Annotated in this window: 20 protein-coding genes; 6 read left to right on the top strand and 14 right to left on the bottom strand. The window is 71.0% G+C overall.

From position 1 onward, the window contains the following. Nucleotides 1–161: 161 nt before the first annotated feature. Genes xerC through K5L01_RS10165 form a run of 6 tightly spaced genes read right to left on the bottom strand, consistent with a single transcriptional unit; the run spans nucleotide 162 to nucleotide 5,384 of the window. On the bottom strand, nucleotides 162–1,055 hold the full coding sequence (gene xerC, locus K5L01_RS10190; RefSeq protein WP_250064285.1) for a tyrosine recombinase XerC: 894 nt from the start codon (nucleotides 1,053–1,055) through the stop codon (nucleotides 162–164). 12 nt (nucleotides 1,056–1,067) lie between these two features. Further along, nucleotides 1,068–1,745: a DUF484 family protein gene (locus K5L01_RS10185; protein ID WP_250064284.1), complete on the bottom strand. Its 678-nt coding sequence runs from the start codon at nucleotides 1,743–1,745 to the stop codon at nucleotides 1,068–1,070. Further along, on the bottom strand, nucleotides 1,742–2,587 hold the full coding sequence (dapF, locus tag K5L01_RS10180; RefSeq protein ID WP_250064283.1) for a diaminopimelate epimerase: 846 nt from the start codon (nucleotides 2,585–2,587) through the stop codon (nucleotides 1,742–1,744). Before dapF ends, K5L01_RS10185 begins: the two co-directional genes overlap by 4 nt. Next, nucleotides 2,580–2,792, bottom strand: a complete 213-nt coding sequence (gene lptM / locus K5L01_RS10175; protein ID WP_250064282.1) for an LPS translocon maturation chaperone LptM — start codon at nucleotides 2,790–2,792, stop codon at nucleotides 2,580–2,582. Before lptM ends, dapF begins: the two co-directional genes overlap by 8 nt. A 47-nt stretch (nucleotides 2,793–2,839) precedes the next feature. Continuing rightward, nucleotides 2,840–3,262 (bottom strand): YbaN family protein, encoded by a 423-nt coding sequence (locus K5L01_RS10170; RefSeq protein WP_250064281.1) that lies wholly within the window; start codon nucleotides 3,260–3,262, stop codon nucleotides 2,840–2,842. A 13-nt stretch (nucleotides 3,263–3,275) separates the two neighbouring features. Further along, complete coding sequence (locus tag K5L01_RS10165) at nucleotides 3,276–5,384, bottom strand: S9 family peptidase (protein WP_250064280.1); 2,109 nt, start codon at nucleotides 5,382–5,384, stop codon at nucleotides 3,276–3,278. A 112-nt stretch (nucleotides 5,385–5,496) separates the two neighbouring features. Between K5L01_RS10165 and K5L01_RS10160 the strand changes: the two genes are divergently transcribed. Then, nucleotides 5,497–6,690, top strand: a complete 1,194-nt coding sequence (locus tag K5L01_RS10160) for a pyridoxal phosphate-dependent aminotransferase (RefSeq protein WP_250064279.1) — start codon at nucleotides 5,497–5,499, stop codon at nucleotides 6,688–6,690. A 36-nt stretch (nucleotides 6,691–6,726) separates the two neighbouring features. Here K5L01_RS10160 and K5L01_RS10155 read toward each other — a convergent pair whose 3' ends face one another. Beyond that, nucleotides 6,727–7,986 carry a threonine/serine exporter family protein gene (locus tag K5L01_RS10155; RefSeq protein ID WP_250064278.1) on the bottom strand — a complete coding sequence of 420 codons (1,260 nt, stop codon included), beginning with the start codon at nucleotides 7,984–7,986 and terminating at the stop codon, nucleotides 6,727–6,729. 95 nt (nucleotides 7,987–8,081) lie between these two features. Between K5L01_RS10155 and K5L01_RS10150 the strand changes: the two genes are divergently transcribed. The 5 genes from K5L01_RS10150 (at nucleotide 8,082) to K5L01_RS10130 (ending at nucleotide 12,420) form a co-directional block, all read left to right on the top strand. Next, complete coding sequence (locus K5L01_RS10150; RefSeq protein WP_250064277.1) at nucleotides 8,082–9,194, top strand: ABC transporter permease; 1,113 nt, start codon at nucleotides 8,082–8,084, stop codon at nucleotides 9,192–9,194. A gap of 10 nt (nucleotides 9,195–9,204) precedes the next feature. Next, a complete protein-coding gene (locus tag K5L01_RS10145; protein WP_250064276.1) occupies nucleotides 9,205–10,017 on the top strand; it encodes an ABC transporter ATP-binding protein in 813 nt (270 codons plus the stop codon). 3 nt (nucleotides 10,018–10,020) lie between these two features. After that, the gene (locus K5L01_RS10140; protein ID WP_250064275.1) at nucleotides 10,021–10,944 is read left to right on the top strand and encodes an MlaD family protein; all 924 of its coding nucleotides are present in this window, start codon (nucleotides 10,021–10,023) and stop codon (nucleotides 10,942–10,944) included. Beyond that, nucleotides 10,941–11,585, top strand: coding sequence for an ABC-type transport auxiliary lipoprotein family protein (locus K5L01_RS10135; protein ID WP_250064274.1), 645 nt, complete (start codon nucleotides 10,941–10,943; stop codon nucleotides 11,583–11,585). Before K5L01_RS10140 ends, K5L01_RS10135 begins: the two co-directional genes overlap by 4 nt. A gap of 382 nt (nucleotides 11,586–11,967) precedes the next feature. Then, the gene (locus tag K5L01_RS10130) at nucleotides 11,968–12,420 is read left to right on the top strand and encodes an REP-associated tyrosine transposase (RefSeq protein WP_250064273.1); all 453 of its coding nucleotides are present in this window, start codon (nucleotides 11,968–11,970) and stop codon (nucleotides 12,418–12,420) included. Nucleotides 12,421–12,657: 237 nt separating this feature from the next. Here K5L01_RS10130 and K5L01_RS10125 read toward each other — a convergent pair whose 3' ends face one another. The 7 genes from K5L01_RS10125 to K5L01_RS10095 all read right to left on the bottom strand — a co-directional run bounded on the left by K5L01_RS10125 (nucleotide 12,658) and on the right by K5L01_RS10095 (nucleotide 23,689). Beyond that, a complete protein-coding gene (locus tag K5L01_RS10125) occupies nucleotides 12,658–13,269 on the bottom strand; it encodes a response regulator transcription factor (protein WP_250064603.1) in 612 nt (203 codons plus the stop codon). 14 nt (nucleotides 13,270–13,283) lie between these two features. Continuing rightward, nucleotides 13,284–14,342, bottom strand: coding sequence for a sensor histidine kinase (locus K5L01_RS10120; RefSeq protein ID WP_250064272.1), 1,059 nt, complete (start codon nucleotides 14,340–14,342; stop codon nucleotides 13,284–13,286). Nucleotides 14,343–14,457: 115 nt separating this feature from the next. Then, on the bottom strand, nucleotides 14,458–15,186 hold the full coding sequence (locus tag K5L01_RS10115; protein WP_250064271.1) for an MgtC/SapB family protein: 729 nt from the start codon (nucleotides 15,184–15,186) through the stop codon (nucleotides 14,458–14,460). 36 nt (nucleotides 15,187–15,222) lie between these two features. Further along, the gene (gene mgtA / locus K5L01_RS10110) at nucleotides 15,223–17,997 is read right to left on the bottom strand and encodes a magnesium-translocating P-type ATPase (protein ID WP_250064270.1); all 2,775 of its coding nucleotides are present in this window, start codon (nucleotides 17,995–17,997) and stop codon (nucleotides 15,223–15,225) included. A 31-nt stretch (nucleotides 17,998–18,028) separates the two neighbouring features. After that, a complete protein-coding gene (locus K5L01_RS10105) occupies nucleotides 18,029–19,483 on the bottom strand; it encodes an efflux transporter outer membrane subunit (RefSeq protein WP_250064269.1) in 1,455 nt (484 codons plus the stop codon). Further along, entirely contained in the window at nucleotides 19,480–22,587 is a 3,108-nt protein-coding gene (locus tag K5L01_RS10100; RefSeq protein ID WP_250064268.1) for an efflux RND transporter permease subunit, read from the bottom strand. Before K5L01_RS10100 ends, K5L01_RS10105 begins: the two co-directional genes overlap by 4 nt. Beyond that, the gene (locus K5L01_RS10095; protein WP_250064267.1) at nucleotides 22,580–23,689 is read right to left on the bottom strand and encodes an efflux RND transporter periplasmic adaptor subunit; all 1,110 of its coding nucleotides are present in this window, start codon (nucleotides 23,687–23,689) and stop codon (nucleotides 22,580–22,582) included. Before K5L01_RS10095 ends, K5L01_RS10100 begins: the two co-directional genes overlap by 8 nt. Nucleotide 23,690: the final 1 nt, after the last annotated feature.

Genomic DNA, 23,690 nt, shown 5'->3' with positions numbered 1-23,690 from the left:
GCCGCGACTGTCGACGGTCGGACCGGCGCCATCCCGCACCGGCGGAGGGCGGTGCGCGTGCCGGGGACCCCGGCACCGCGCTGCGCGACGCGCGGCCGTCGCGCGATGTCCGTTCAACGCGCCCCCGCCGGCATCATCCGCCGGCCAACGTCGTCCGCCGCTCACTCGGGATCGGCCGCACCGCGCCGTTTCGCGCGCGGATGTGCGGCATCGTAGACCTTGGCCAGGTATTGGAAATCCAGGTGGGTGTAGATCTGCGTGGTAGCGATGTCGGCATGCCCGAGCAGCTCCTGCACGCCGCGCAGGTCGCCGGAGGATTCCAGGATGTGGCTGGCGAAGCTGTGCCGCAGCATGTGCGGGTGCACGTGCTTGAACAGGCCCTGCCGCTGCGCCAGCTGCTTGATGCGGATCTGCACCGCACGCTGGCTAATCGGGCCACCGCCGCGTCCGGGGAACACCGGCGCCTCGGCCGTGCCGCCGCTGTCGCCGCGCCATGCCTGCAACGCCGCCAGCGCATGCGAACCGACCGGCACCGTGCGCTCGCGGTTGCCCTTGCCGTGCACCCGCACCATGGCGCTGGCGACATCGATATCGCGCCAGCGCAGCGCGCACAGCTCGCTCAGCCGCAGGCCGGAGGAATAGAACAGCTCCAGCAGGGCGCGGTCGCGCAGGCCCAGCGGCGCGTCGGTCGGCAGCTCCACCAGCTGCACCGCCTCATCGGCGTCCAAAACCTGCGGCAACTTGCGCGGCGCCTTCGGCGCGCGCAGGCCGGCGGCCGGACTGGTGGCGATCACCCGGTTGCGGAGCAGCCAGGCGTAGAAACTGCGCAGGGCCGACAGGCGCCGCTGCAGGCTGCGCGGCGCGAGCCCGCGCCGGTGCCCGCTGGCGATGAACTCGCGCACCTGGTCGCTGTCCAGTCCGGCGGGTGCGCCGGCCTGCTGCGCCTCGCACCACTGCGCCAGCGCAGCAAGATCGCGGCGGTAGGCGTCGAGCGTATGCGCGGACATCCGCCGTTCGACCTGCAGATAGGACAGGAAAGCCTGGATGGCGTCCATCCTGCGCGCGCCTCAGCCGGCGCGGAACCGCTGCAGCGCCACCGCCAGCGCCTCGCCCATCATGCGCAGGAACAAGGTGCCCATGCCCGGATAGAACCGGTTCGGATCGTGGCTGCCGACCGCGATCAGGCCGACCCCCGGCAGCGGCAGCAATGCGGTGGACAGCACCTCGCCGACGCGCTCGCCGTACAGCACCTCGTTCTTCTCCGGCTGCAGCCGGCCGCAGATCGGCTCGCCGTCCTGCAGGCAGTCGTGGAACGGCGCCAGCCGCGCATCGCCGGTCGCGATCACCTGCAGCCAGGGCGCCTGTTCCAGCTCGGGCACCGCCTCCAGGCTGACGATGCGCACCAGGTCGCCGGCGAAGTCCTCCTCCAGCGACGCGGCCATCGCCCGCAGCGTGTCGGCGGCGCTGGTCTGGCGCATCAGCGCCAGGGTCAACTGATGGGTGCGCACGGCCAGCCGCTCGTTGATCTGCGCGTTGCCGCCAAGGTCGGCCAGCCGCCGCAGCAGTTCACGGTTCTTGTCGCGCAGGACCTCCAGCTGGTAGCTGGCCAGCGAGGCGGTGGGGCCGTCGTCGCGCGGCACCACCAGGGTCAGCGCCAGGTCGGGGAACTGCTTGAGGAAGCCCGGGTGGCGCCGCAGCCAGGCGGCGATCTCATGGGCGCCGATTTTCTCGAGGGTCTCGTTCATCCCATCCACTCTCCATCGAAAACGAAGGCCGCCGGGCCGGACATCACGACCTGCGCCGCATCGTCCGGCCACTGGATCCGCAGCTCGCCGCCGGGCAGCGACAGCACCGCATCGCGCGCCAGCCGGCCGCGCTGCATCAGCACCACGGCCGCGGCGCAGGCACCGCTGCCGCAGGCCAGGGTCTCGCCGACGCCGCGTTCGAACACGCGCAGCCGCGCACGGCCGCGGTCCAGCACCTGGATGAAACCGACGTTGACCGATTCCGGGAACGAGGCGTGCTGCTGCAGCAGCGGCCCCAGGCGCTCCAATGGCGCGGCATCGATCAGCCCCACCTCCAGCACCGCGTGCGGATTGCCCATCGAGACCGCGCCGAAGCGCACGTTCTCGCCCTGCAGCGGCACCACGTATTCCTCGCGCGCGCGCGGGAAGCCGATCAGCGGGATCCGCGCGGGCTCGAAATCCGGATGGCCCATGGCCACCGCGTACCGCCCGCCGTCCAGCCGCCGCACCTCATGGGTGCGCAGCGGACTGTCGATCAGGAACGCCTCGCCCGCGGCACTGCCGTCGCGTACCAGCCACGCCGCCACGCAGCGTGCGCCGTTGCCGCACTGCTGCGAGTGGGAGCCGTCGGCGTTCCAGATCCGGTAGGACGCCACCGAGCCTTCGCCGCGCGGCGGCTCGATGGTCAGGATCTGGTCGCAGCCCACGCCACGGTGGCGGTCGGCCAGACGCGCCGCCAATGCGGCGTCCGGTGGCGGCGTGCCATCGCGCAGGTCCAGCACCACGAAGTCGTTGCCGGCCCCGTGCATCTTGCTGAAGCGCAGCCGCGGCGCGCTATTCATGCGGGACGCCGTCGGCCGGCTCGGCATCGGCGGCATCGTCGTCGGCATCGGTCGCGGCGGGTGCGGGCGCCTCGCCGGGCACCGGTTCTTCGACCGGCACCGGCTTCTGCGGCATCACCAGCGGCCCCTTGTTGCCGCAGGCGGTGAGGAACAGCAGCACGCACGCGGCCGCAATGAGCATCGGGGAGAGGGACAGCTTGTTCATGGCCCGAGTATATCCATTGCCCTGCGGTGCCGAGCGTCGCGTCGCGCTCACGGCCCCGGCGGGCGGCGCTCCCGTGGCGGCAGCGGCCGCGCCCACAGCCAGGCGCAGACCACGGCCATGCTGCCGATCGAGAACCCCTTGACCCAGGCCACCGGCACGCACCAGAGCATGATCAGGGCGCAGGCCAGCATGGTCAGGCTGGCCATCCACTTGCCCTTGCGGCTGACCGCGCCATGCGCCTGCCAGTCTTCGATGGACCTGCCGAAGCGCGGATGGGTCACCAGCCAGCGGTGCAGGCGCTCGGAGCCGCGCGACGCCGCCCATGCCGAAATCAGCACGAACACCGTGGTCGGCAGCCCCGGCACGAAGATGCCGACGATGCCGACGCCGAGGCTGGCATAGGCCAGCAGCCACCAGGCCCAGCGCAGGCGCACCGGGCGTTGTTGTGGAGGCCTGGCGGGTTCCGGCATGGTCCGGCCGCCGTCAGTGCGCCACGTCCAGCTGCGACAGCACGAACGCATAGGACTCGGCCAGTTCGCGGTACCGCTGGAAGCGGCCGGACTTGCCGCCGTGGCCGGCTTCCATGTTGGTGCGGAACACGATGGGGTATGTGCCGGTGTTCAGGTCGCGCAGGCGCGCCACCCACTTGGCCGGTTCCCAGTACTGCACCTGCGAGTCCCACAGGCCGGTGCCGACGAACAGCGCCGGGTAGGCCTGCGCCCGCACGTTGTCGTAGGGCGAATAGGCCAGCATGTAGTCGTAGTAGCGCTTCTGCTCGGGGTTGCCCCACTCGTCGTACTCGTTGGTGGTGAGCGGGATGCTGGCGTCGAGCATGGTGGTCACCACGTCCACGAACGGCACCTGCGCCACCATCACCCGGTAGTCCTGCGGCGCCTGGTTGGCGACCGCGCCCATCAGCAGGCCGCCGGCGCTGCCGCCGGACGCGGCCACCCGGTCCTTGGCCGCCCAGCCCTGCGCGACCAGCGCGCGGGTGACGTCGATGAAGTCGTTGAAGGTGTTCTGCTTGTTGAGCAGCTTGCCGTCCTCGTACCAGCCGCGGCCCATCTCCTCGCCGCCACGGATGTGGGCGATGGCGTAGACCATGCCGCGGTCGAGCAGGCTGACCACGGTCTGGTTGAAGCCGGGGTCCATCGACATGCCGTAGCTGCCGTAGGCGTACTGGTACAGGGCGGCGCTGCCGTCCTTCTTGAAGCCCTTCCTGTAGACCAGCGACACCGGCACCCGCGCGCCGTCGCGCGCGGTGACCCAGACGCGCTCGGTCTGGTACAGCGACGGGTCGTAGCCGATCACCGGCTGCTGCTTGAGCAGGCGGCGCTCGCCGCTGTTCACGTTCAGCTCGTAGGTGGTGGCCGGCGTGGTCAGCGAGGTGTAGGTGTAGCGCAGCCACTCGCTGTCCGGCTCCGGGTTGGTCGACAGGCCCATCGAGTACGCCGGCTCGTCGGCCTTGACGAACTCGCTGCGGCCGTCGGCGAACAGCAGGCGCACGCGCTCCAGGGCCTCGGCCCGCTCGGCGATGGCGGTGTGGCCGTCGAACAGTTCGAAGCCCTCGATCAGCACCTGCGGATCGTGCGCGATCCAGTCCTGCCACTGCCCGCGGCCGCTGGCGCCTTCCGGCGCCGTCATCAGCTTGAAGTTGGTGGCGCCGTCGGCGTTGGTGCGGATCACCCAGCGGCCGTCGTAGTGGTCGGCGTCGTACTCGACGTCGCGCGCGCGCGCGGCCAGCACCGTGAATGCCCCGGGGTCGGCGGCCGGGGTGTAGCGCAGTTCGGAGGACACCGTGCTCTCCACGCCGATGGTGATGTAGCGGTCGTCGCGGGTGCGGCCGATGCCCATGTAGAAGCTGTCGTCCCGCTCCTCGTAGACCTGCCGGTCGGCGCTGGCCGGGGTGCCCAGCACATGGGTCTTGACCCGTACCGTCAGCAGGGTTTCCGGATCGTTCTCGACATAGAACAGGGTGCGGTTGTCGTCGGCCCAGACCACGTTCGGCGACACGCCCTCGATCACGTCGTCGAGCACCCGCCCGGTTTCCAGGTCCTTGAAGCGCAGCGTGTACTGGCGGCGGCCGACCGCATCCTCGGCCCAGGCCAGCAGGCGGTTGTCCTGGCTGACCTCCATGTCGCCGACGCTGAAGTAGCCCTTGCCTTCGGCCATCGTGTTCAGGTCCAGCAGGACCTCCTCCGGCGCCTGCATGTCGCCCTTGCGGCGGGCGTAGACCGGGTAGTCCTTGCCGGCTTCGTAGCGGCTGTAGTACCAGTAGCCGCGTTCACGGTAGGGCACGCTGGCGTCGTCCTGCTTGATGCGGCCGACGATCTCGCCGTACAGCGACTCCTCCAGCGGCTTGAGCGGGGCCATCAGCGCATCGACATGGCGGTTCTCGGCGGCCAGGTAGGCCAGCATCGCCGGGTCCTTGCGGGTGTCGTCGCGCAGCCAGTAGTACTCGTCCGCGCGCTCCGCGCCGAAGGGCGCCTTGACCGTGTGGGGACGCTTCTCGACATCGGGCGGGACCGGCTGAGCGGCGGCGGCGGTATTCATCATCAGGCTGGCAACCAACAGGCAGAGGGTGGGTTTCACGCGGTGCGCTCCGGCAGGGCGGGTTGGACGCCAACCACGCATGGCCCACAGTTTGCCACGCCCCGCCGGCACGGCAACGCCGCGGCCACCACGGCCGGCCTATCATTGCCCGATGGACACCCCCGCCCCCGGCGCCCGCGGCTACAGCCGGCGCAGCAGTGAAATCGCCCCGTTCCACGTCATGTCCCTGCTGGCGCGCGCCAACGCGCTGGAACAGCAGGGCCACGATGTGATCCACCTGGAGATCGGCGAACCCGATTTCACCACCGCCGAGCCCGTCGTCCGTGCCGGCCAGGCGGCGCTGGCCGCCGGGCATACCCGCTACACCGCCGCGCGCGGGCTGCCGGCGCTGCGCGAGGCCATCGCCGGCTTCTACCGGCAGCGCTACCGCCGGGACATCGATCCGGACCGCATCCTGGTCACCCCTGGCGGCTCCGGCGCACTGCTGCTGGCATCCAGCCTACTGGTCGATCCCGGCCGGCACTGGCTGCTGGCCGACCCCGGCTACCCCTGCAACCGGCATTTCCTGCGCCTGGTGGAAGGAGCCGCGCAACTGGTGCCGGTCGGGCCCGACAGCGGCTACCAGCTGACCCCGGAGCAGATCGCCCGGCACTGGAACGCGGACAGCGTCGGCGCGCTGGTGGCCTCCCCCGCCAACCCCACCGGCACCACCCTGGACAGCACCGAGCTGGCCGCGCTGTCGGCCGCGCTGAAGGCCCGCGGCGGGCACCTGGTGGTGGACGAGATCTACCACGGGCTGACCTACGGCTTCGATGCGCCCAGCGTGCTGGAAGTGGACGACGAGGCGTTCGTGCTCAACAGCTTCTCCAAGTACTTCGGCATGACCGGCTGGCGCCTGGGCTGGCTGGTGGCGCCGCCGGCGGCGGTGCCCGAGCTGGAGAAGCTGGCGCAGAACCTGTACATCAGCGCGCCGTCGATGGCCCAGCATGCGGCCCTGGCCTGCTTCGCCCCGGAGACCATCGCGATCTTCGAGCAGCGCCGCGCGCAGTTCCGCCAGCGCCGCGACTACCTGCTGCCAGCGCTGCGCGCGCTGGGCTTCCGCATCGACGTCGAGCCGCAGGGCGCGTTCTACCTGTACTGCGATGTCAGCGCGTTCACCGACGACGCACAGGCCTTCTGCGCGCACTTTCTGGAAACCGAGCACGTGGCGTTCACGCCGGGGCTGGACTTCGGCCACCACCGCGCCGGCCAGCATGTCCGCATCGCCTATACCCAGGAAGTCGCACGCCTGCAGGAGGCGGTGGCGCGCATCGCGCGCGGGCTGGAACGCCTGCCGCGGCGGTAGCCGCGGGGCCCTGCCGACCGCGCCCCGGGGGGCGCCTCAGAGGTTCTTGCGTGCCGGGATCAGCAGGTTGCCGAACAGCAGGCCGGCGACCAGCGCCATCACCACGTTCAGCACCGTCAGCAGCGCCGACTCGCCGGCATCCACGTTCTGCTGCTGCAGCAGGCTCAGCACGCCGCGCAGGCTGATGCTGCCGGGCACCAGCATGATGATGCCGGGCAGGCGGATGATCGCGCCGGGCCGCTGCTTGAGGCGCCCGAACAGGTTGCCGGCCGCGGTCAGCAGCATCGCCGCCAGGAAGATGCCCGCCGGCCCGCCCCAATGCTGCCCGGCATAGCGGGAAATGGCATAGCCGGCCAGCGACGCCGCGATCACCCACGGGTAGTCCCTGATCGCGGCCCGGAACAGCATGGCGAACGCGAAGGCCGCCACCATCACCGAAGCCCACTCCACCCAGTCCGCCTGCGGGCGCGAGGCGCGCACCACCGGCTCCAGGCCCATCAGGTTGGCCAGGGTCACCGCGATCATCGCGCCTACCGTCAACTTCATGATGGTGGTCAGCGCTCCGGCGAAACGCGCCGTGCCCGATACCCAGTGCTGGCTGGCCAGTTCGTTGACCGCGTTGGTCAGCGCCATGCCCGGCAGCAGCACCACCAGCGAAGCGATGATCACCGAGTTCTGGTTCAGCGGCCCGATGTAGCTGGCCACCAGCACCGCGATGAACCCGGCCAGCAGTGCGGCCAGCGCATCGCTGGCCTCGCGGGTGGCGACATGGCGGTCGGTATAGAACTGCAGCAGGCCGATCAACAGCCCGGTGACGCCGGCGGTGACCACATCCAGCCAGGGCAGCCGCCACATGCCGGCGACGCCGGCCGAGCCCAGGCAGAACGACAGCAGCATCTGCGCGTTGTCGCGCCAAGTGGCGTCCCGGTCGAGCTGGCGCAGCGCGGTATGGCCCTGGGCGATGCTCATCTGCCCGCCGGCCACGGCGTCGGCGATCTGGTCGGCCAGCGCCAGCTTGTGCAGGTCGTTGCTGCCCGGCCCGAGGCGGATCACCCGGGTGATGTCGCTGGAGCCGATCGCCTGGGTCGGATCGCTGAAGCTGAGGATGATGCCGGTGGGGTTCGACCACGGCTCGCAGTCCAGGTCCAGCCGCTGCGCCAGCGCCACCACCGCCAGTTCCAGCCGCTGCGCGGTGGTGCCGTAGCTGTGCAGCCGGCCGGCGATCTCCGAGACGAACGCAACGCGCTGCGCATAGGTCGCGCGGTTGGAGACGGGTGCGGTGGCATCGGTGGACATGGCGGCTAGTATCACCCGGAATCGCTCCCGCGCCCCATGCTCATGCGCGGCCGACGGGGGACGGGGTATGCTTCGGGCATCCCACGTCCACCACCATGAAAGCCGCCGAACCGCCCCACTGCACGATGGACCCCGATGTCGACGGCCGGTTGCGGCTGTCGGGCACATGGACGCTGTCCACCGCGCTCCAGTCCGCCGACCTGCTGCAGGGGGTGAAGGCGCCGGTGCAGGCACTGGACGCGCGCGGCATCGCGCAGCTCGACTCGGCCGGCGTCCTGCAGCTGCTGCGCTTCTCGCGCCAGGCCGGGCTGGACGAGGACGCGCTGCTGTTCCGCGACGAGCACCATGCCCTGGTCTGCACCATCGACGAAGTCGCCGACGAGCGGCCGCGCGCGCAGCGCGACTACGGCTTCGCCGCCGCGCTGGACCGGTTGGGCCGTTCGGTGCATGCCATCGGCACCAACATCGTGGTGCTGCTGGGCTTCTTCGGCGAGAACCTGGCCAAGCTCGGCCGCCTGCTGCACCAGCCGCGGCGGCTGCGGCTCACCGCCACCGTGCACCAGATGGAGCAGGTGGGGCTGGACGCGGTCCCGCTGATCGCCCTGCTGTCCTACCTGGTGGGCGCGGTGATCGCCTTCCTCGGCTCGACCATCCTGCGCGACTTCGGCGCGGAGGTGTACGTGGTCGAACTGGTCAACATCGCCTTCCTGCGCGAGTTCGGCGTGCTGCTGACCGCCATCGTCCTGGCCGGACGCACCGCCAGCGCCTTCACCGCGCAGATCGGCGCGATGAAGGCGCGCGAGGAGATCGACGCGATCCAGGCCCTGGGCCTGGACCCGATCGACCTGCTGGTGCTGCCGCGGGTGCTGGCGCTGGTGGTGATGCTGCCGCTGCTGACCTTCATCGCCATGATCGCCGGCCTCGCCGGGGGCGTGACCGTGGGCGCGTTCGACCTGGACATCCCGCCGCAGATGTACCTGGCGCGCATGTACGACACCATGCAGGTGCGGCACCTGCTGGTGGGCATGTCCAAGGCCCCGGTGTTCGCGCTGATCATCGCCCTGATCGGCTGCCTGGAAGGCTTCAAGGTGCGCGGCACCGCGCAGTCGGTCGGCGAGCGCACCACCTCCAGCGTGGTGCAGACGATTTCGCTGGTCATCATCCTCGACGCGCTGGCCGCGTTGTGGTTCATGTACGTGGACTGGTGAGGCGGGCACGATGGCGATTCCCTCCAGGAACGACGGACAGGACGACGACACGCTGGCGATCCGCGTACGCGGGATGGTCAACCGCTTCGGCCCGCAGACCGTGCACGAGGACCTGGACCTGGACGTGCGCCGCGGCGAGATCCTCGGCGTCGTCGGCGGTTCCGGCACCGGCAAGTCGGTGCTGATGCGCTCCATCCTCGGCCTGCGCACGCCCGATGCCGGCAGCGTCGAGGTGCTGGGCGTGGATGCGCGCTCGGACGACACCCAGGCCCGGCTGCACATCCAGCGCAACACCGGCGTGCTGTTCCAGGACGGTGCGCTGTTCTCCTCGCTGACCGTGGGCGAGAACGTGCAGGTGCCGCTGAAGGAACACCATCCGGACCTGCCCGAACGCTGGCACTACGAACTGGCGCTGCTGAAGGTGAAGCTGGCCGGCCTGCCTGCCGACGCCATCAACAAGCTGCCCTCGCAGCTGTCCGGCGGCATGCGCAAGCGCGCCGGCCTGGCGCGGGCGCTGGCGCTGGACCCGCCGCTGCTGTTCCTGGACGAGCCCACCGCCGGGCTGGACCCGATCGGCGCGGCCGCCTTCGACCGCCTGATCAAGACCCTGCAGGAAGCCCTGGGCCTGACCGTGTTCCTGATCACCCACGACCTGGACACGCTCTACGCCATCTGCGACCGGGTCGCCGTACTGGCCGAACGCAAGGTGATCGCGGTCGCCTCGCTGCCGGAGATCGAACGCCTCGACCACCCGTGGATCCGCGACTACTTCCACGGCCCCCGCGCCCGCGCCGCGCGCGGCCACACGCCCGAGCCTGCCTGAGCCATGGAAACCAAAGCCCACTACGTCCTCATAGGCGCCTTCACCCTGATCGTCGGCGTCGCCCTGCTGGCCTTCGGGCTATGGGCCGCCAAGTACTCCTCCGACCGCACCTGGCAGGAATACCGCGTGGTGTTCAACGAAGCGGTCACCGGCCTGTCGGTCGGCAGCCCGGTGCAGTACAACGGCATCTCGGTGGGTTCGATCACCGACCTGTCGCTGGCCCCGGACGACCCGCGGCAGGTGGTCGCACTGCTGCGCCTGAACTCCACCACCCCGGTCAAGACCGACACCCGCGCCAAGCTTGCGATCACCAGCGTCACCGGCCCGGCGATCATCCAGCTCAGCGGCGGCAGCCCGCAGGCGCCGGCGCTGACCACGGTCAGCAAGGAGACCGCGCCCACCATCCAGACCTCGCCGTCGGCGCTGCAGAACATCACCGACGTCGCCAACCGGGTGGTCGAGCGCATGGACGAACTGCTCAGCGACGAGAACGTGGACCGCATCTCCAACACCCTGGCCCACCTGGAGACCATCAGCGGCGGCCTGGCCAGCCGCGACCAGGGCACCCAGGCGCTGCTGGTCGAGGCCCGCGATGCCGCCCGCAACCTCAATACCGCGCTCACCACCGCCAACGGCACCCTGCAGCATCTGGACCAGAACATCGTCCGCCGCCTGCCGGCGACCCTGGAAAAGCTCGACGCCAGCCTGTCCAAGCTCGACGCGGCCGCCGGCAACGCCGACGCGATCCTCGGCGAGAACCGCGCCGCCATCAACAGCTTCGCCAACGACGGCCTGGCACAGCTCGGTCCCACCCTGGGCGAGCTGCGCGGCCTGATCCGCGACCTGCGCCGGGTCAGCGACCGGCTCGAGAACAACCCGGCGCGCTACCTGCTCGGCCGCGACGCCCCGAAGGAGTTCGAACCGTGACCACCCTCCTGCCGACACGCCTGCTCGCCCCGCTCTGCCTCCTGGCCCTGGCGGGCTGCTCGGTGCTCGCCAGCGGCGAGCGCACCCCCGTCACCGTGTATGCACCGCAGGCGCGGATCGCCACCGACCCGCACTGGCCGCAGGTGCCCTGGCAGCTGGCCATCGCCAAGCCGGTCGCCGCGCGCATGGTGGACAGCCCGCGCATCAACGTACGGCCGACCCCGGGCGAACTGGAGGTGTACCGCGGCGCGACCTGGTCGCAGCCGGCCACCGACATGCTGGAGGCGGCGCTGCTGCGCGGGTTCGAGGATTCCGGACGGATCGGCGCGGCCGCCCGCACCGCCACCGGCATCCGCTCGGACTACAAGCTCGCCATCGACCTGCGCCGCTTCGAGTCCGACTACGCCGGCAAGGCCCTGCCCAGCGCCACCATCGAACTCAACGCCAAGCTGATCCACAGCCTGGACCAGCGCGTGGTCGCCGCCCGCACCTTCCTGGTCGCCGAACCGTCCGCGCGCACCGATGTCGGCAGCGTGACCGCCGCCTTCGAGACCGCCCTGGGCCGCACCGCGACCGACCTGGTCGGCTGGACCCTGACCACCGGCCAGAACGACTGGCAGGCCCTCCCCGCCCGCCCCTGACCCCGGCCGCCGGCGCCCCGACATCCGCAGCCTCTCTGTAGAGCTGGGCCCCGCCCCGCTGACGCCTTCCCGGCAAAGCCCACGCCGGGCATGGCCCGGCGCTACAGCACCCCGACCAGCCCGACATCCGCAGTCTTCCTGTAAAGCGGGGCCCCGCCCCGCTGACGCCTTCCCGGCAAAGCCCACGCCGGGCACGGCCCGGCGCTACAGCGCCCCGACCAGCCCGATGTCCCTGTAGAGCGGGGCCCCGCCCCGCTGGGGCTTCCGCGACACCCCATCCTCGAACACATACCTGCCTCCACCCCATTCCCGGCATTCCCCCACGTCATGCCGGGACACGCACCGACATGCCCTGTCCGTGCATGCACGGCATGCTGGTTCCATGGCCAGCCCCAAACTGCTTCTGGGACGGGTGTCCCGCGTTGGCTACGTCTATTCGGTAACCACCGTGACTGCTCGCCGGCATCCCTGGTTCCTCGATGACGCACACGTGCATGCCCTGTTGGAAGCGCTCCGGACATCCGACCGACTCAAGCGCACGCTGACCCTTGCGTGGGTGGTCATGCCTGATCATCTGCACTGGCTGTTCCAACTGCGCCAGGGAACACTGTCCGCGTGCCTTCGGGACATGAAGGCCGGCTCGGCCAGGCGCATCCACCGGCTGCGGCGGACCCGTGGCCGCCTCTGGCAGCCCGGCTACCACGACCATGCCGTACGCCATCACGAATCGCTGCACGCCCTCGTCACCTACCTGATGCAGAACCCCGTGCGCGCCGGCCTCTGCCGGCATGCGGACGACTACCCCCATGCCTGGCGCCGCTGGCCCACGCACTGATGGGATCCGAAACACCCCACCCCCGCCTTGGCCTTCCGCGCTCCACGCCGGGCACGGCCCGGCGCTACAGCGCCCGACCAACCCGATATCCGCAGCGTCCCTGTAGAGCGGGGCCCCGCCCCGCTGGCACCTTCCCGGCAAAGCCCACGCCGGGCACGGCCCGGCGCTACCGCGCCTCAGCCGCCCCGACATCCGCAGTCCCGGTAGCAGCGAGCCTCCGCCCCGCGGGCGCGGTGCTCAGAATCCCAGCTGCGCGGTGAGCCGCACCAGGTCGGCCAGCGAGGTCGCCTGCATCTTGCGCATAGCGTGGCCGCGGCGGACCTTGACCGTGATCTCGCTGATGCCCAGTTCGGCGGCGACCTGCTTATTGAGCAGGCCCTGTACCACCAGGCGGACGACCTCCTGCTCGCCGGCGCTCAGCGATGCCCAGCGCGCACGCAGGCCAGCCAGCCGTGCGGCCCCCTGCAGCCGGCAGCGGTCCTGGTCGATGCCGGCATGGATGGCATCCAGCAGGTCCTGGTCGCGGAACGGCTTGGTCAGGAACTCCAGGGCGCCGTTCTTCATCGCTTCCACTCCCATGGCGATGTCGCCATGGCCGGTGATGAACACCACCGGCAGCGCCACCCCCAGTTCGGCCATCTGGCGCTGGAAATCCATGCCGCTCTGCCCCGGCATGCGCACGTCCAGCACCAGGCAGCCCGGGGCGTCGCCGCGCGGGAAGGCGAGGAATTCCCGGGTCGAGCCGAATACCCGCACCTCCAGGCCGACCGACGCCAGCAGGTCCTCCAGCGCCGCGCGCACGGAGGCGTCATCGTCCACCACATAGACCACGGGCTCGGCCAGGGACACCTGCGGATCACCGGTCATGCCGCGGCCTCCCCGTCGGCGACCGGCAGGGTGAAGCGGAACACCGCGCCGCCGCGGGCGCCCGGCTCGGCCCAGATGCGGCCGCCATTGGCCTCGACGATCGCCCGGCTGATGCTCAGGCCGACGCCGATGCCTTCGTCCTTGCTGGTCCAGAAGGCATCGAACAGGTGGTCGATCATGCCCGGCGCGAGTCCCACCCCGGTGTCCTCCACGCACAGAAGGAGCATGCCGTCCTCGCTGCATGACGCCAGCCGCAACCGGCGCGCGGCGGGCGCCACCGGCAGCAGCGCCTCGATCGCGTTGAGCAGCAGGTTGCCGACCACCTGCTGCACCTGCACCCGGTCGGCCAACGCCGGCGGCAACGTCCCGGCCAATTCCAGTGACAGCACGATGTGGTGCATCGCGATGTTCGCCTGCGACAGCTCCACCACCTCGCGCACGGCCTCGTCGAGATCGAAGGGCGCGCGCTGCGGCGGCTCGCCGCGGGTCAGGCTGCGCACCCGGGCGATGATCCCGCTGGCGCGCCCGGCATCGGCGAGGATCCGTTCCAGCGCCTGGCGTGCCCGCTCCAGGTTCGGTGCGTCCTGCGCCAACCAGCGCTGGCAGGCGTTGCCGCTGGTGACGATGGCCGCCAGAGGCTGGTTGACCTCGTGCGCGATGGAGGTGGTCAGCCCTTCCAGGCTGGTGATGCGGGTGATCCGCAGCAGCTGCGCCTGCGCCTCGTGGGCCGCCGCGCGCGCGGCCTCCATCTTCAGCGCCAGCCAGGTGGTCATGACGATGGCGGCGATGCTGATGCCCATGTTGACCAGCCCCGAACGGAGGTCGCCATGCGGCGTGAGCACCAGGCTGGCCACGGTCAGCACGATGCAGGCGGCGCACAGCAGCAGCAGCGCGGTACGCCCGACCAGGCGCACCGCGGTCAGGACCACCACGGTGTAGAACACGGCGGCGGCGACCTCGTAGCGGGTCGTGGTGTCGACGACGAAGATCACCGCCATCACCGTGGCGATGAGCGCCAGCCTCAGCACGAGGGGCATGCGCTGCGATGGGGACATGGAAGGCACCTGCGGCGTCGGGAGGCCCGGTGGCCCGCGCCGGGAACCGCGCGTCCGCCACTGGGGCCCGGTATTGTCGCCGATCACGGCCGACGCGGCCCCGGGGGCGCCCGGTTCAGGTGTCCTCGCCGGCATTCCAGAACGCCTGCGTCACGCCCGGCAGGGCTTCCACGCGCTCGACCACCGCATCCAGCTCCTCGGCCTGCACCGCTGTGGCGTACAGGGTGAACTCGATCTCGACCTCGCCACCGCCGAACGGGTGGTCCTCGACTTGGCGCGGCGGATAGCTGGCGTCCTCCAGCAGCTCGGCCACCTGCTCGCGCACGTCCGACTGGGTGTCGCGCGCGCAGATCACGTAGACCCGGTAGGTGGCCTCGCCGGTCTCCTCGCGGAACGGACGGCGGTTGATCTGGTTGACCACCGGCCGCAGCAGGGTATTGGCGGCCAGCACGAACAGCGCCGCCAGCAGCGCCTCGCCCAGCAGCCCGGAGCCGGCGCAGGCGCCCACCGCGCCCGAGCCCCACAGCGTCGCCGCGGTGTTCAGCCCGGAGATGCTCGCGCCCTCCTTCATGATCGCGCCGGCACCGAGGAAGCCGATGCCCGAGACCACGTAGGCGACGACGTGGATCGGGGTCTGCGAACCGCCGTTGATCTCGAACAGGCGCGTGCCCAGCGATACGAAGATCGCCGCGCCCACCGCCACCAGGGTGTTGGTGCGCAGGCCGGCGGTCCGCTGCCGCACCTGGCGCTCGATGCCGATCGTGGCCCCCAACAGGAATGCCGCGCTGAGGTTGACGAAGGTGGTGACCAGCGTCTCCAGGCTGCTGAAATGGATGGCGTGCATCGGTCCTCTCTGTCCCTGGGCGGTGGGCCCGGCCGGCTACTGCCAGCCGAAGCGGCGGATGTACAGCGTCTTCATGGCCGTGGTCAGCGCCGCGTAGCCGAGCAGGATACCCACCAGCCACGGGAAGTAGGCCGGCGGCAGCGGCTGCAGGCCGAACCAGCCGCCCAGGCGGGTCATCGGCAGCACCACGCCGATGGCCATGATGACCAGCGTGGCCAGGGTCAGCGGCCAGGCCGCCCGGCTCTGGATGAACGGCAGCTTCGGGGTGCGGATCATGTGCACGATCAGGGTCTGGGTCAGCAGTCCGACGACGAACCAGCCGGACTGGAACAGGCCCTGCCCGGCCAGGCTGTTGGCCCCGAATACATACCACATGACCAGGTAGGTGATGATGTCGAAGACCGAGCTGATCGGCCCGAAGAACAGCATGAAGCGGCCGATGTCCGCCGGGTTCCAGCGCAGCGGCCGCGCCACCAGCTCGGCGTCGACGTCGTCGAACGGGATCGCCGTCTGCGACACGTCGTACAGCAGGTTCTGCACCAGCAGCTGCAGCGGCAGCATCGGCAGGAACGGCAGGAACGCACTGCCCACCAGCACCGAGAACACGTTGCCGAAGTTGGAGCTGGCGGTCATGCGGATGTACTTGAGCATGTTGCAGAAGGTCTTGCGGCCTTCGATGACGCCCTCCTCCAGCACCATCAGGCTCTTCTCGAGCAGGATGATGTCGGCCGCTTCGCGGGCGATGTCCACCCCCGAGTCCACCGAGATGCCGATGTCGGCCGCGCGCAGCGCGGGCGCGTCGTTGATGCCGTCGCCCATGAAGCCGACCACGTGGCCGTTGCCGCGCAGCACACGCACGATGCGCTCCTTGTCGTGCGGGGTGAGCCGGGCGAACACCGCGTGCGTCTCCACCGCCCGCGCCAGTGCCGCATCGTCCATCGCCTCCACCTGCGGCCCGAGCACGATGTCGGCATGCGCCAGCCCCACCCGGCCGCAGACGTGGGCGGCGATCAGCTCGCTGTCGCCGGTCAGCACCTTGACCTGCACGCCGTGCGCATCCAGCGCGCGCAGCGCCGGGGCGGTCGATTCCTTGGGCGGATCGAGGAAGGCGATGTAGCCGACCAGGGTCAGCCCGGCCTCGTCGCGCACCGAATACACCGACTGTGCCGCCGGGCTGTCCTTGACCGCCACCGCCACCACCCGCAGACCCTGGCCGTTGAGCTCGCGGGTGACCGCGCGCACCCGCTCCAGGCGCGCGCCGTCCAGGGCGACGTCCGCACCCTCCACGCGGATGCGGCCGCAGCCGGCCAGCACCTCTTCCACCGCGCCCTTGCAGATCAGCGTGCGGCCACCGTCGCGGTCGGCCACCACCACCGACATCCGCCGGCGCTGGAAATCGAAGGGGATCTCGTCGACCTTGCTGTATTCCTCGGCGACGCGCATTTCCCGCTGCAGTTCGGCATGCTCGAGCACTGCATGGTCGAGCAGGTTCTTCAGCCCGGTCTGGTACCAGCTGTTGAGGAAGGCGTAGCGCAGCACCTCGTCCGACGGCACGCCCTCAGCATCGGTATGCCGTTCCAGGGCGATCCGGTCCTGGGTCAGGGTGCCGGTCTTGTCGGTGCACAGCACGTCCATCGCACCGAAGTTCTGGATCGCGTCCAGGCGCTTGACGATCACCTTCTTGCGCGACAGCAGCACCGCCCCCTTGGCCAGGGTCGAGGTGACGATCATCGGCAGCATTTCCGGGGTCAGCCCGACCGCCACCGACAGTGCGAACAGGAACGCTTCGGTCCAGTCGCCCTTGGTGAAGCCGTTGATCAGCAGCACCACCGGCGCCATCACCAGCGCGAAGCGGATCAGCAGCCAGCTCACGCCGTTGACGCCGGCCTGGAACGCGGTCGGCGTGCGGTCGCTGGCGGTGACCCGCTCGGACAACGCGCCGAAGTAACTGCGCGGCCCGGTCGCCACCACCAGTGCGGTGGCCGAGCCGGAGGTGACGCTGGTGCCCATGAACACCAGGTTGGGCGCATCGAACACCGACTCGAACGGCCGGCCGATGTCGGCGAACTTCTCCACCGGCAGCGATTCGCCGGTCATCGCCGCCTGCGACACGAACAGGTCCTTGGCGGCGAGCAGCCGGCAGTCGGCCGGGATCATGTCTCCGGCCGACAGCAGCACGTGGTCGCCGGGCACCAGGTCGCGGATCGGCACCTCCACGGTGGTGGCCCCACGCTGCGCATGCAGGCGCACGCCGAAGTACTTCGCGCCGATGTCGGCCACCTCCGGGTCCAGCGCCTGCCGGCGCAGCACCGTGGCGGTGTTGCCGACCATCGCCTTGAGCCGTTCGGCGGCGCGGTTGGAGCGCCCCTCCTGCACGAAGCGGATCAGGGTGCTCAGGGTCACCATGATCCCGATCACCGCGGCCGCGGTCAGGTCCTCGGTCAGGAGCGAGATCACCGCCAGCAGCGTGAGCAGCAGGTTGAAGGGGTTGCGGTAGCAGTGCCACAGGTGCTCCCACCACGGCAGCGGCTTCTCGTGGCCGGCCTCGTTGGGACCGAAACGGTCGCGCAGCTCGGCCGCTTCGGAGGCGCCCAGGCCGTCGGCGTGCGAGGACAGCCGCGCCAGGGCGGCGGCCACGTCCTCGCTGGCGGCACGGCGCAGGCCGCGCGCCACCTGCGCGAACGCCGGGCCCGAGGCATCGCCGCGGTCCATGCCGTCGAGCACGGCGGGACGACCGAACAGGCCGCTGGCGCGACGGCGGCGTACGAAGGCGCTGAACAGGTTCTTCAGCAGGGTCTCGATGGGCTTCATGGAACGTCTCCCGTTGCAGAGGGGGGTGCGCTCATTCGCGCGCGGCGGTGGCGTCGGCGGCCGCCTGCCAGCCGCCCCCCAGCGCCTGGTACAGCGCCACGGTGCTGGCCAACCGCTCGGCACGGGCCTGGACCAGGGCGATCGCGGTGTCCTCGCGCGCCTGCTGGGCGAGGAGCAGGTCGGCCTGCGACGTGGCGCCCAGCGCGCGCTGACGGATGGCCATGGCCAGGCTGCGGTGCGCGGCGGCATCGGCGGCGTGGGCGGCCTGCAGCGCCTGGGCGTCGCTGACGATGGCCTGCAGCGCGTCGGCGGTGTCCTGGAAGGCGCCCAGGACCGTGGCGCGGTACTGCGCCTGGGCCTGCTCGTAGGCCGCCACCGCCGCGCGCTGGCCATGGCGCAGCGCACCGCCACGGAACAGCGGCTGCAGCAGCTCCGCACCGATCGACCAGAAGCCGCTGCCGGTCTGGCCGAACGGCGACGCCCGGGTGCCGTAGCGGCCGGCGCCGGCACTCAGCGTGATCGACGGCAGCCGCGCCGCCGCCGCCACCCCGATGGCGGCGCTGGCCGCCTGCAGCCGGGCCTCGGCCGCGCGCACGTCCGGGCGCTGCCGCACCAGCTGCGAGGGCACCCCGAGCGGCAGTTCGACCGGCAGCGACAGGCTGTCCAGGCGCAGCTCCGGCAGCGCCGCCGCGCCCGGCAGCTGCCCGGTCAGTGCCGCCAGCTGGTGCCGGCGCGCGGCCAGCTCCTTGTGCAGCGGCGGCAGCTCGGCCCGTGCCTGCGCCAGCTCGGCTTCCTGGGCAGCGACCTCGCTGCCGCCCGCATCGCCGGCCCGGTGCTGCCGCTGCACGATCTCCAACAGCCGCTGCGACTGCGCCACCCGCGCCTCGCTGGCAGCCAGCTGCGCGCGCAGCGCGGCCCCGCCGATCGCGCTCTCGACCACGTTGGCCACCAGCGTCAGGTACACCGCCTCGCGCTCGAAACGCTGCGCGTCCAGCTCCGCGCCCAGGGCCTCCGCTTCGCGGCGCCTGCCCCCGAACACGTCGGGCGCGTAGCTGATGGTCAGCTGTGCGGTGTGCAGGCTCAGCGCGCTGCTGTCCTCCTCGGCGGCCCTCTCGCGCAGCGGCTGCAGCTGCAAATCGGCCTCGGGCCAGAATCCGCCGCGCTGTGCGGCCGCATTCTCGCGGGCCTCGCGCAGCGCCGCCTCGGCCGCCTGCAGATCGGGATTGGCCTGCAGCGCGGCCGCCACCAGGGCATCCAGTTCGGTCGACCCGAAGGCCGTCCACCAGCGCGCCGGGACGGGGCGGTCGTGCAGGAAGCGCTGGGCGTCGCCCACCGGCCCCGGTGCGGACACCGTGGTCCCGGGCAGGCGCCCCTGGATCCAGGCGTCGGTACGCGGTGCCTCCGGCCGCTGGAAGTCCGGCCCGACCGCGCAGCCGGCGGCCATCAGCGCCACGGCCAGGGTGGCGATGCGTGCGATGTCGTTCATGGGGTCTCCTGCGCCGGCGTCGCGGATCCACCGCCACGGCGACGGGCGAAACGGTCTTCGATGAGGTGGTAGAGGGAGGGCAGCAGCAGCAGCGTCAGCACCGTGGCGCTGAGCAGCCCGCCGACCACCACGGTGGCCAGCGGGCGCTGCACATCGCTGCCGAGCCCGGTGGCGAGCATGGCCGGGGTCAGGCCGATGGCGGCCACCGAGGCGGTCATCAGCACCGGCCGCATGCGGCTGCGGGCGCCCTCGATCACCGCCTCGCGCAGGCCGCGTCCTTCTTCACCGCGCAGGCGGTTGATCTGCGCCAGCATCAGCACGCCGTTGAGCACCGCCACCCCGAACAGGGCGATGAAGCCGACCGCGCTGGAGACGTTCAGGGTCATGCCGCGCAGGTGCAGTGCCGCCAATCCGCCCAGCATCGCCAGCGGCACGGTGCACAGCACCAGCAGCGGCTGGCGCAGGTTGCCGAACGCGCCGAACAGCAGCAGGAACATGATGCCCAGGGTCATCGGCAGGATCAGCGCGAGGCGCGCCTCGGCACGTTCCAGGTTCTCGAACTGGCCGCCCCACTCCACCCGCAGGCGCTTGTGGTCGAACGCCGCTCCGCGCTCCACCGCCTGCTGCGCATCGCGCAGGAAGCCGGCCAGGTCGCGGCCACGCACGTTCAGTCGCACGATGATGTTGCGCTCGGACATCTCGCGCACGATCACGCTCTCGCCGGAGGTGGTGCCGATGCGGGCCACGTCCGCCAGCGGCACGCGGGCGCCGTCGGGCGTGGTCAGGGTCAGCGCGCCGATGGCGTCGGGACTGTTCCGGTGCTGCTCGGGGAACCGCACCGCGATGTCGTAGTTCTTCTCGTCCACGTACAGCTGCCCGATCGGCGCGCCGCCGATGCCGGTGGCGATCAACTCGGCGACGTCGGCCGCGTTGAGGCCATGGCGCGCCGCCGCGGCCCGGTCCAGGTCGATCTTCAGGTTGGGCAGTGGCGGCTCCACGTCGACCGCGACATCGGCCGCGCCGGGCACCTGCTCCAGCACCGAGGCGATGTGCTCGGCCAGGCCGCGCACCTCTCCCAGGTCCTGGCCGAACACCTTCACGGTGAGATCGCTGTGGGCACCGGACAGCTTGTCCTGCACACCGTCGATCATCGGCTGCATGAAGGCCACCGAGTAGCCCGGCATCTGCGCATAGCGCGCGGCCAGACGGTCGATCAGCTGTTGCTTGGTCAACCCGGAGGTCCATTCCCGGTAGGGGTGCAGGCCGACGCTGGCCTCGATGTGCGAGGGCGTCCAGTAGTCGGTGCCGTCGTCGTTGCGCCCGGTCTGGGTGACCATGTACGACACCTCGGGAAACTCCAGGGTCGCCGCGCGCAGGGCATCGGCCATCTCCGCGGCCTTGTCCAGGGTGATGCCGGAGGGCATCTGCACCTGGAGCCACAGCGAGCCCTCGTCCAGGTAGGGCAGGAAATCGCGGCCGAGGCTGGAAAACAGCACGCCCAGGCCCAGCAGCGCCGCGCCACAGCTGGCCAGCAGCCAGCGGCCACGCCCGACCCGGCGTTCGAGGAACCGCCCGTAGCGCACCGACAGCGCTTCCAGCACGCGATTGTGGAACACCCGCCGCGGCGTGCGGAACGCCAGCCATGCCAGTGCCGGCACCAGTGTCAGCGCCACCACCAGGGCGCCGGCCAGGGCCGCGCCCACCGCATAGGCCATCGGCGAGAACAGCTTGTATTCGATGCGCTGGAAGGCGAACAACGGCAGGTAGGCGCAGACGATCACCGCCATGCCGAAGAAGATCGGCCGCGCCACCTGCAGCGTGGCCTGGATCGCATCGCGTGCGCGCAGGGGCCGTCCGGGCTCCTGCTCGCGCCGGCGCAGCACGTTCTCGACCAGTACCACCGCGCCGTCCACCAGGATGCCGAAGTCGATGGCGCCCAGCGACAGCAGGTTGGCCGGGATGGCGAAGTGGTGCATGAAGATGAAGGCGATCAGCAGCGACAGCGGAATCGTCAAAGCGACGATCGCCGCCGCGCGCGGGCTGCCCAGGAACAGCAGCAGCACCAGGCTGACCAGCACCATGCCTTCGGCCAGGGTGAAGCCGACCGTCCGCAGGGTGGCGTCGATCAGCTCGGTACGGTCCAGGAACGGCACCAGGCGGACGTCGCCCGGCAGCAGGTTGTCGTTGAGGTCGGCGACCGCGGCATGGATGCCGGCCAGTGCGTCGGAAGGGTTGTGGTCCTTGAGCAGGAGCACGATGCCTTCGATGGTGTCCGGGGTGTCGTCCTTGCCGAGGATGCCGCGCCGCTCGACGTTGCCGTAGGTCAGCGTGCCCAGGTCCTTGACCAGCACCGGCACGCCGCCCTCGCTCTTCACCACCACGTTGCCCATGTCCTCCAGCGAGCGCAGCAGGCCCACCCCGCGCACCACGTAGCTCTGCTCGCCGCGGTCGATCACGCTGCCGCCGCCATTGGCGTTGTTGGCATTGATCGCGTCGCTCACCTCGCCCAGCGACAGCGCGTACTGGTGCAGGCGCAACGGGTCCAGCTCCAGCATGAACTGCGTGGTCAGCCCGCCGAAGTTGGTGACGTCGACCACGCCGCGCACCTTGCGCAGCCGCGGAATCACGGTCCAGGCCTGCAGCTCGGACAACTCGCGCAGGCTGCGCGTCTGCGACTCCAGGGTGTAGCGGTAGACCTCGCCGGTGGGCGAGGTGTAGGGGTCCAGCTCCGGCCGCGCGTCATAGGGCAGGGACACTTCGGCCAGCCGTTCCTGCAGCCGCTCGCGGGCGAAATAGCCGTCGGTGCCGTCCTCGAACACGATGGTGACCAGCGACAGCGCGAACAGGCTGCGCGAACGCAGCACGTGCATGCCCGGGGTTCCCAGCAGGGCGCGCTCCAGGGGGATGGTGATCTGCTGCTCGATCTCTTCCGCGCCCAGGCCCGGCACCTGCACCACGATCTGCGAGGTGACGTCGGCGATGTCCGGATAGGCTTCGACCGGCAGTTGCTTCCAGCTCCACAGGCCGTACAGGGCGACCAGGGCGAACACCAGCCAGGCGATGCCGCGGCGCCGGAAGCAGGTGGTGACGATGGCGTCAATCATTGAGCAGCACCCCGTTCCTGACCACGATCCGCTCGCCGGCACGCAGCCCGGACAGCACCTCCACGGAATCGCCGGCGCTGGCTCCCACGGTCACCGTGCGCGGCTGGAAACGCCCCGGCGCGCGCTCGACGAACACCTGGGTATGCAGGCCGTTCTGCAGCAGCGCGGTGGCCGGCACCAGCAACGCCTGACGGTCGGCGGCGACGAAGCTCGCGCGCGCGAACATCCCCGGCTTCATGCGCCCGTCGCCGTTCTCGATCGCCACCCGTACCGGCACGGTGCGGGTGGCGACGTCGAGCAGGTCGCCGATGTACGCCACCTCACCCTCGAACGCCTGCCCGGGCCAAGCGTTGAGTTCGATCCGCGCCTGCTGCCCGACCGCGATGCGCGGCAGGTCGCGCTCGGTAACGCTCGCGGTGAGCCACACCTGCGACAGATCGGCCACCGTCATCAGCGCCGCGGTGTTGTCGTTCCAGAACCCGCCCTGGGCGGCCTCCATCTCCACCACCCGGCCGGCGATCGGCGAGCGCAGCACATACTCGCGGCGCGAGCCGCTCTTGGCCGAGACCCCCACCTGCGCGAGGTGGTCGGCCGCCGCGCGGGCATCGCCCTCGGCCTCGGCCAGCGCCACCCGTGCCGCTTCCAGCTCCTTCGCGGCGGCGATGTCCTCGTCGTGCAGCGCACGCTGCCGTGCATGCTCCTTCCGGGCCTGCTGCAACTGGGCCTGGGCCTTGGCGTGCTCGGCATGGGCCGCACCCAGCTCCGGCGAATCCAGCGTCGCCAGCGCATCGCCGGCGGCGACCGCATCGCCCAGCCGGCGGTGCAGGCGCACCACCCGTCCAGCCAGCGGCGGCACGATCTTCAGCAGCTTCTCCGGCTCGGCCTCCACGGCGGCCGGCGCGTCCACCCGCGGTGCGAACGCACGCTCCTGGACCGCGGCCACCACCAGCCGCGCGCCGAGCGGCGACTGCTCGGGCACCACGATGGCGTCGCCGTCGTGATGGAACATCGCACCGCCCTCCCGGGCGGCGGAGGGATGCGGGCCGGCGCAGGCCGCCAGCAGGGCGCCGGCCAATGGCAGTACGGCGAAATGGATCTTCATG

The sequence above is a fragment of the Stenotrophomonas mori genome (assembly GCF_023556335.1).
GTDB classification, from domain to species: domain Bacteria; phylum Pseudomonadota; class Gammaproteobacteria; order Xanthomonadales; family Xanthomonadaceae; genus Stenotrophomonas; species Stenotrophomonas mori.
Note: the sequence above shows the minus strand (reverse complement) of the source record. Positions and strands in the feature narration are given on the sequence as shown.

Excerpts from the sequence above, each read along its gene's own strand:
- xerC (WP_250064285.1), bottom strand. The coding sequence starts at position 1,055 with ATGGACGCCATCCAGGCTTTCCTGTCCTATCTGCAGGTCGAACGGCGG.
- K5L01_RS10185 (WP_250064284.1), bottom strand. The coding sequence starts at position 1,745 with ATGAACGAGACCCTCGAGAAAATCGGCGCCCATGAGATCGCCGCCTGG.
- dapF (WP_250064283.1), bottom strand. The coding sequence starts at position 2,587 with ATGAATAGCGCGCCGCGGCTGCGCTTCAGCAAGATGCACGGGGCCGGC.
- lptM (WP_250064282.1), bottom strand. The coding sequence starts at position 2,792 with ATGAACAAGCTGTCCCTCTCCCCGATGCTCATTGCGGCCGCGTGCGTG.
- K5L01_RS10170 (WP_250064281.1), bottom strand. The coding sequence starts at position 3,262 with ATGCCGGAACCCGCCAGGCCTCCACAACAACGCCCGGTGCGCCTGCGC.
- K5L01_RS10160 (WP_250064279.1), top strand. The coding sequence starts at position 5,497 with ATGGACACCCCCGCCCCCGGCGCCCGCGGCTACAGCCGGCGCAGCAGT.
- K5L01_RS10155 (WP_250064278.1), bottom strand. The coding sequence starts at position 7,986 with ATGTCCACCGATGCCACCGCACCCGTCTCCAACCGCGCGACCTATGCG.
- K5L01_RS10150 (WP_250064277.1), top strand. The coding sequence starts at position 8,082 with ATGAAAGCCGCCGAACCGCCCCACTGCACGATGGACCCCGATGTCGAC.
- K5L01_RS10145 (WP_250064276.1), top strand. The coding sequence starts at position 9,205 with ATGGCGATTCCCTCCAGGAACGACGGACAGGACGACGACACGCTGGCG.
- K5L01_RS10140 (WP_250064275.1), top strand. The coding sequence starts at position 10,021 with ATGGAAACCAAAGCCCACTACGTCCTCATAGGCGCCTTCACCCTGATC.
- K5L01_RS10130 (WP_250064273.1), top strand. The coding sequence starts at position 11,968 with ATGGCCAGCCCCAAACTGCTTCTGGGACGGGTGTCCCGCGTTGGCTAC.
- K5L01_RS10120 (WP_250064272.1), bottom strand. The coding sequence starts at position 14,342 with ATGTCCCCATCGCAGCGCATGCCCCTCGTGCTGAGGCTGGCGCTCATC.
- K5L01_RS10115 (WP_250064271.1), bottom strand. The coding sequence starts at position 15,186 with ATGCACGCCATCCATTTCAGCAGCCTGGAGACGCTGGTCACCACCTTC.
- mgtA (WP_250064270.1), bottom strand. The coding sequence starts at position 17,997 with ATGAAGCCCATCGAGACCCTGCTGAAGAACCTGTTCAGCGCCTTCGTA.
- K5L01_RS10105 (WP_250064269.1), bottom strand. The coding sequence starts at position 19,483 with ATGAACGACATCGCACGCATCGCCACCCTGGCCGTGGCGCTGATGGCC.
- K5L01_RS10100 (WP_250064268.1), bottom strand. The coding sequence starts at position 22,587 with ATGATTGACGCCATCGTCACCACCTGCTTCCGGCGCCGCGGCATCGCC.
- K5L01_RS10095 (WP_250064267.1), bottom strand. The coding sequence starts at position 23,689 with ATGAAGATCCATTTCGCCGTACTGCCATTGGCCGGCGCCCTGCTGGCG.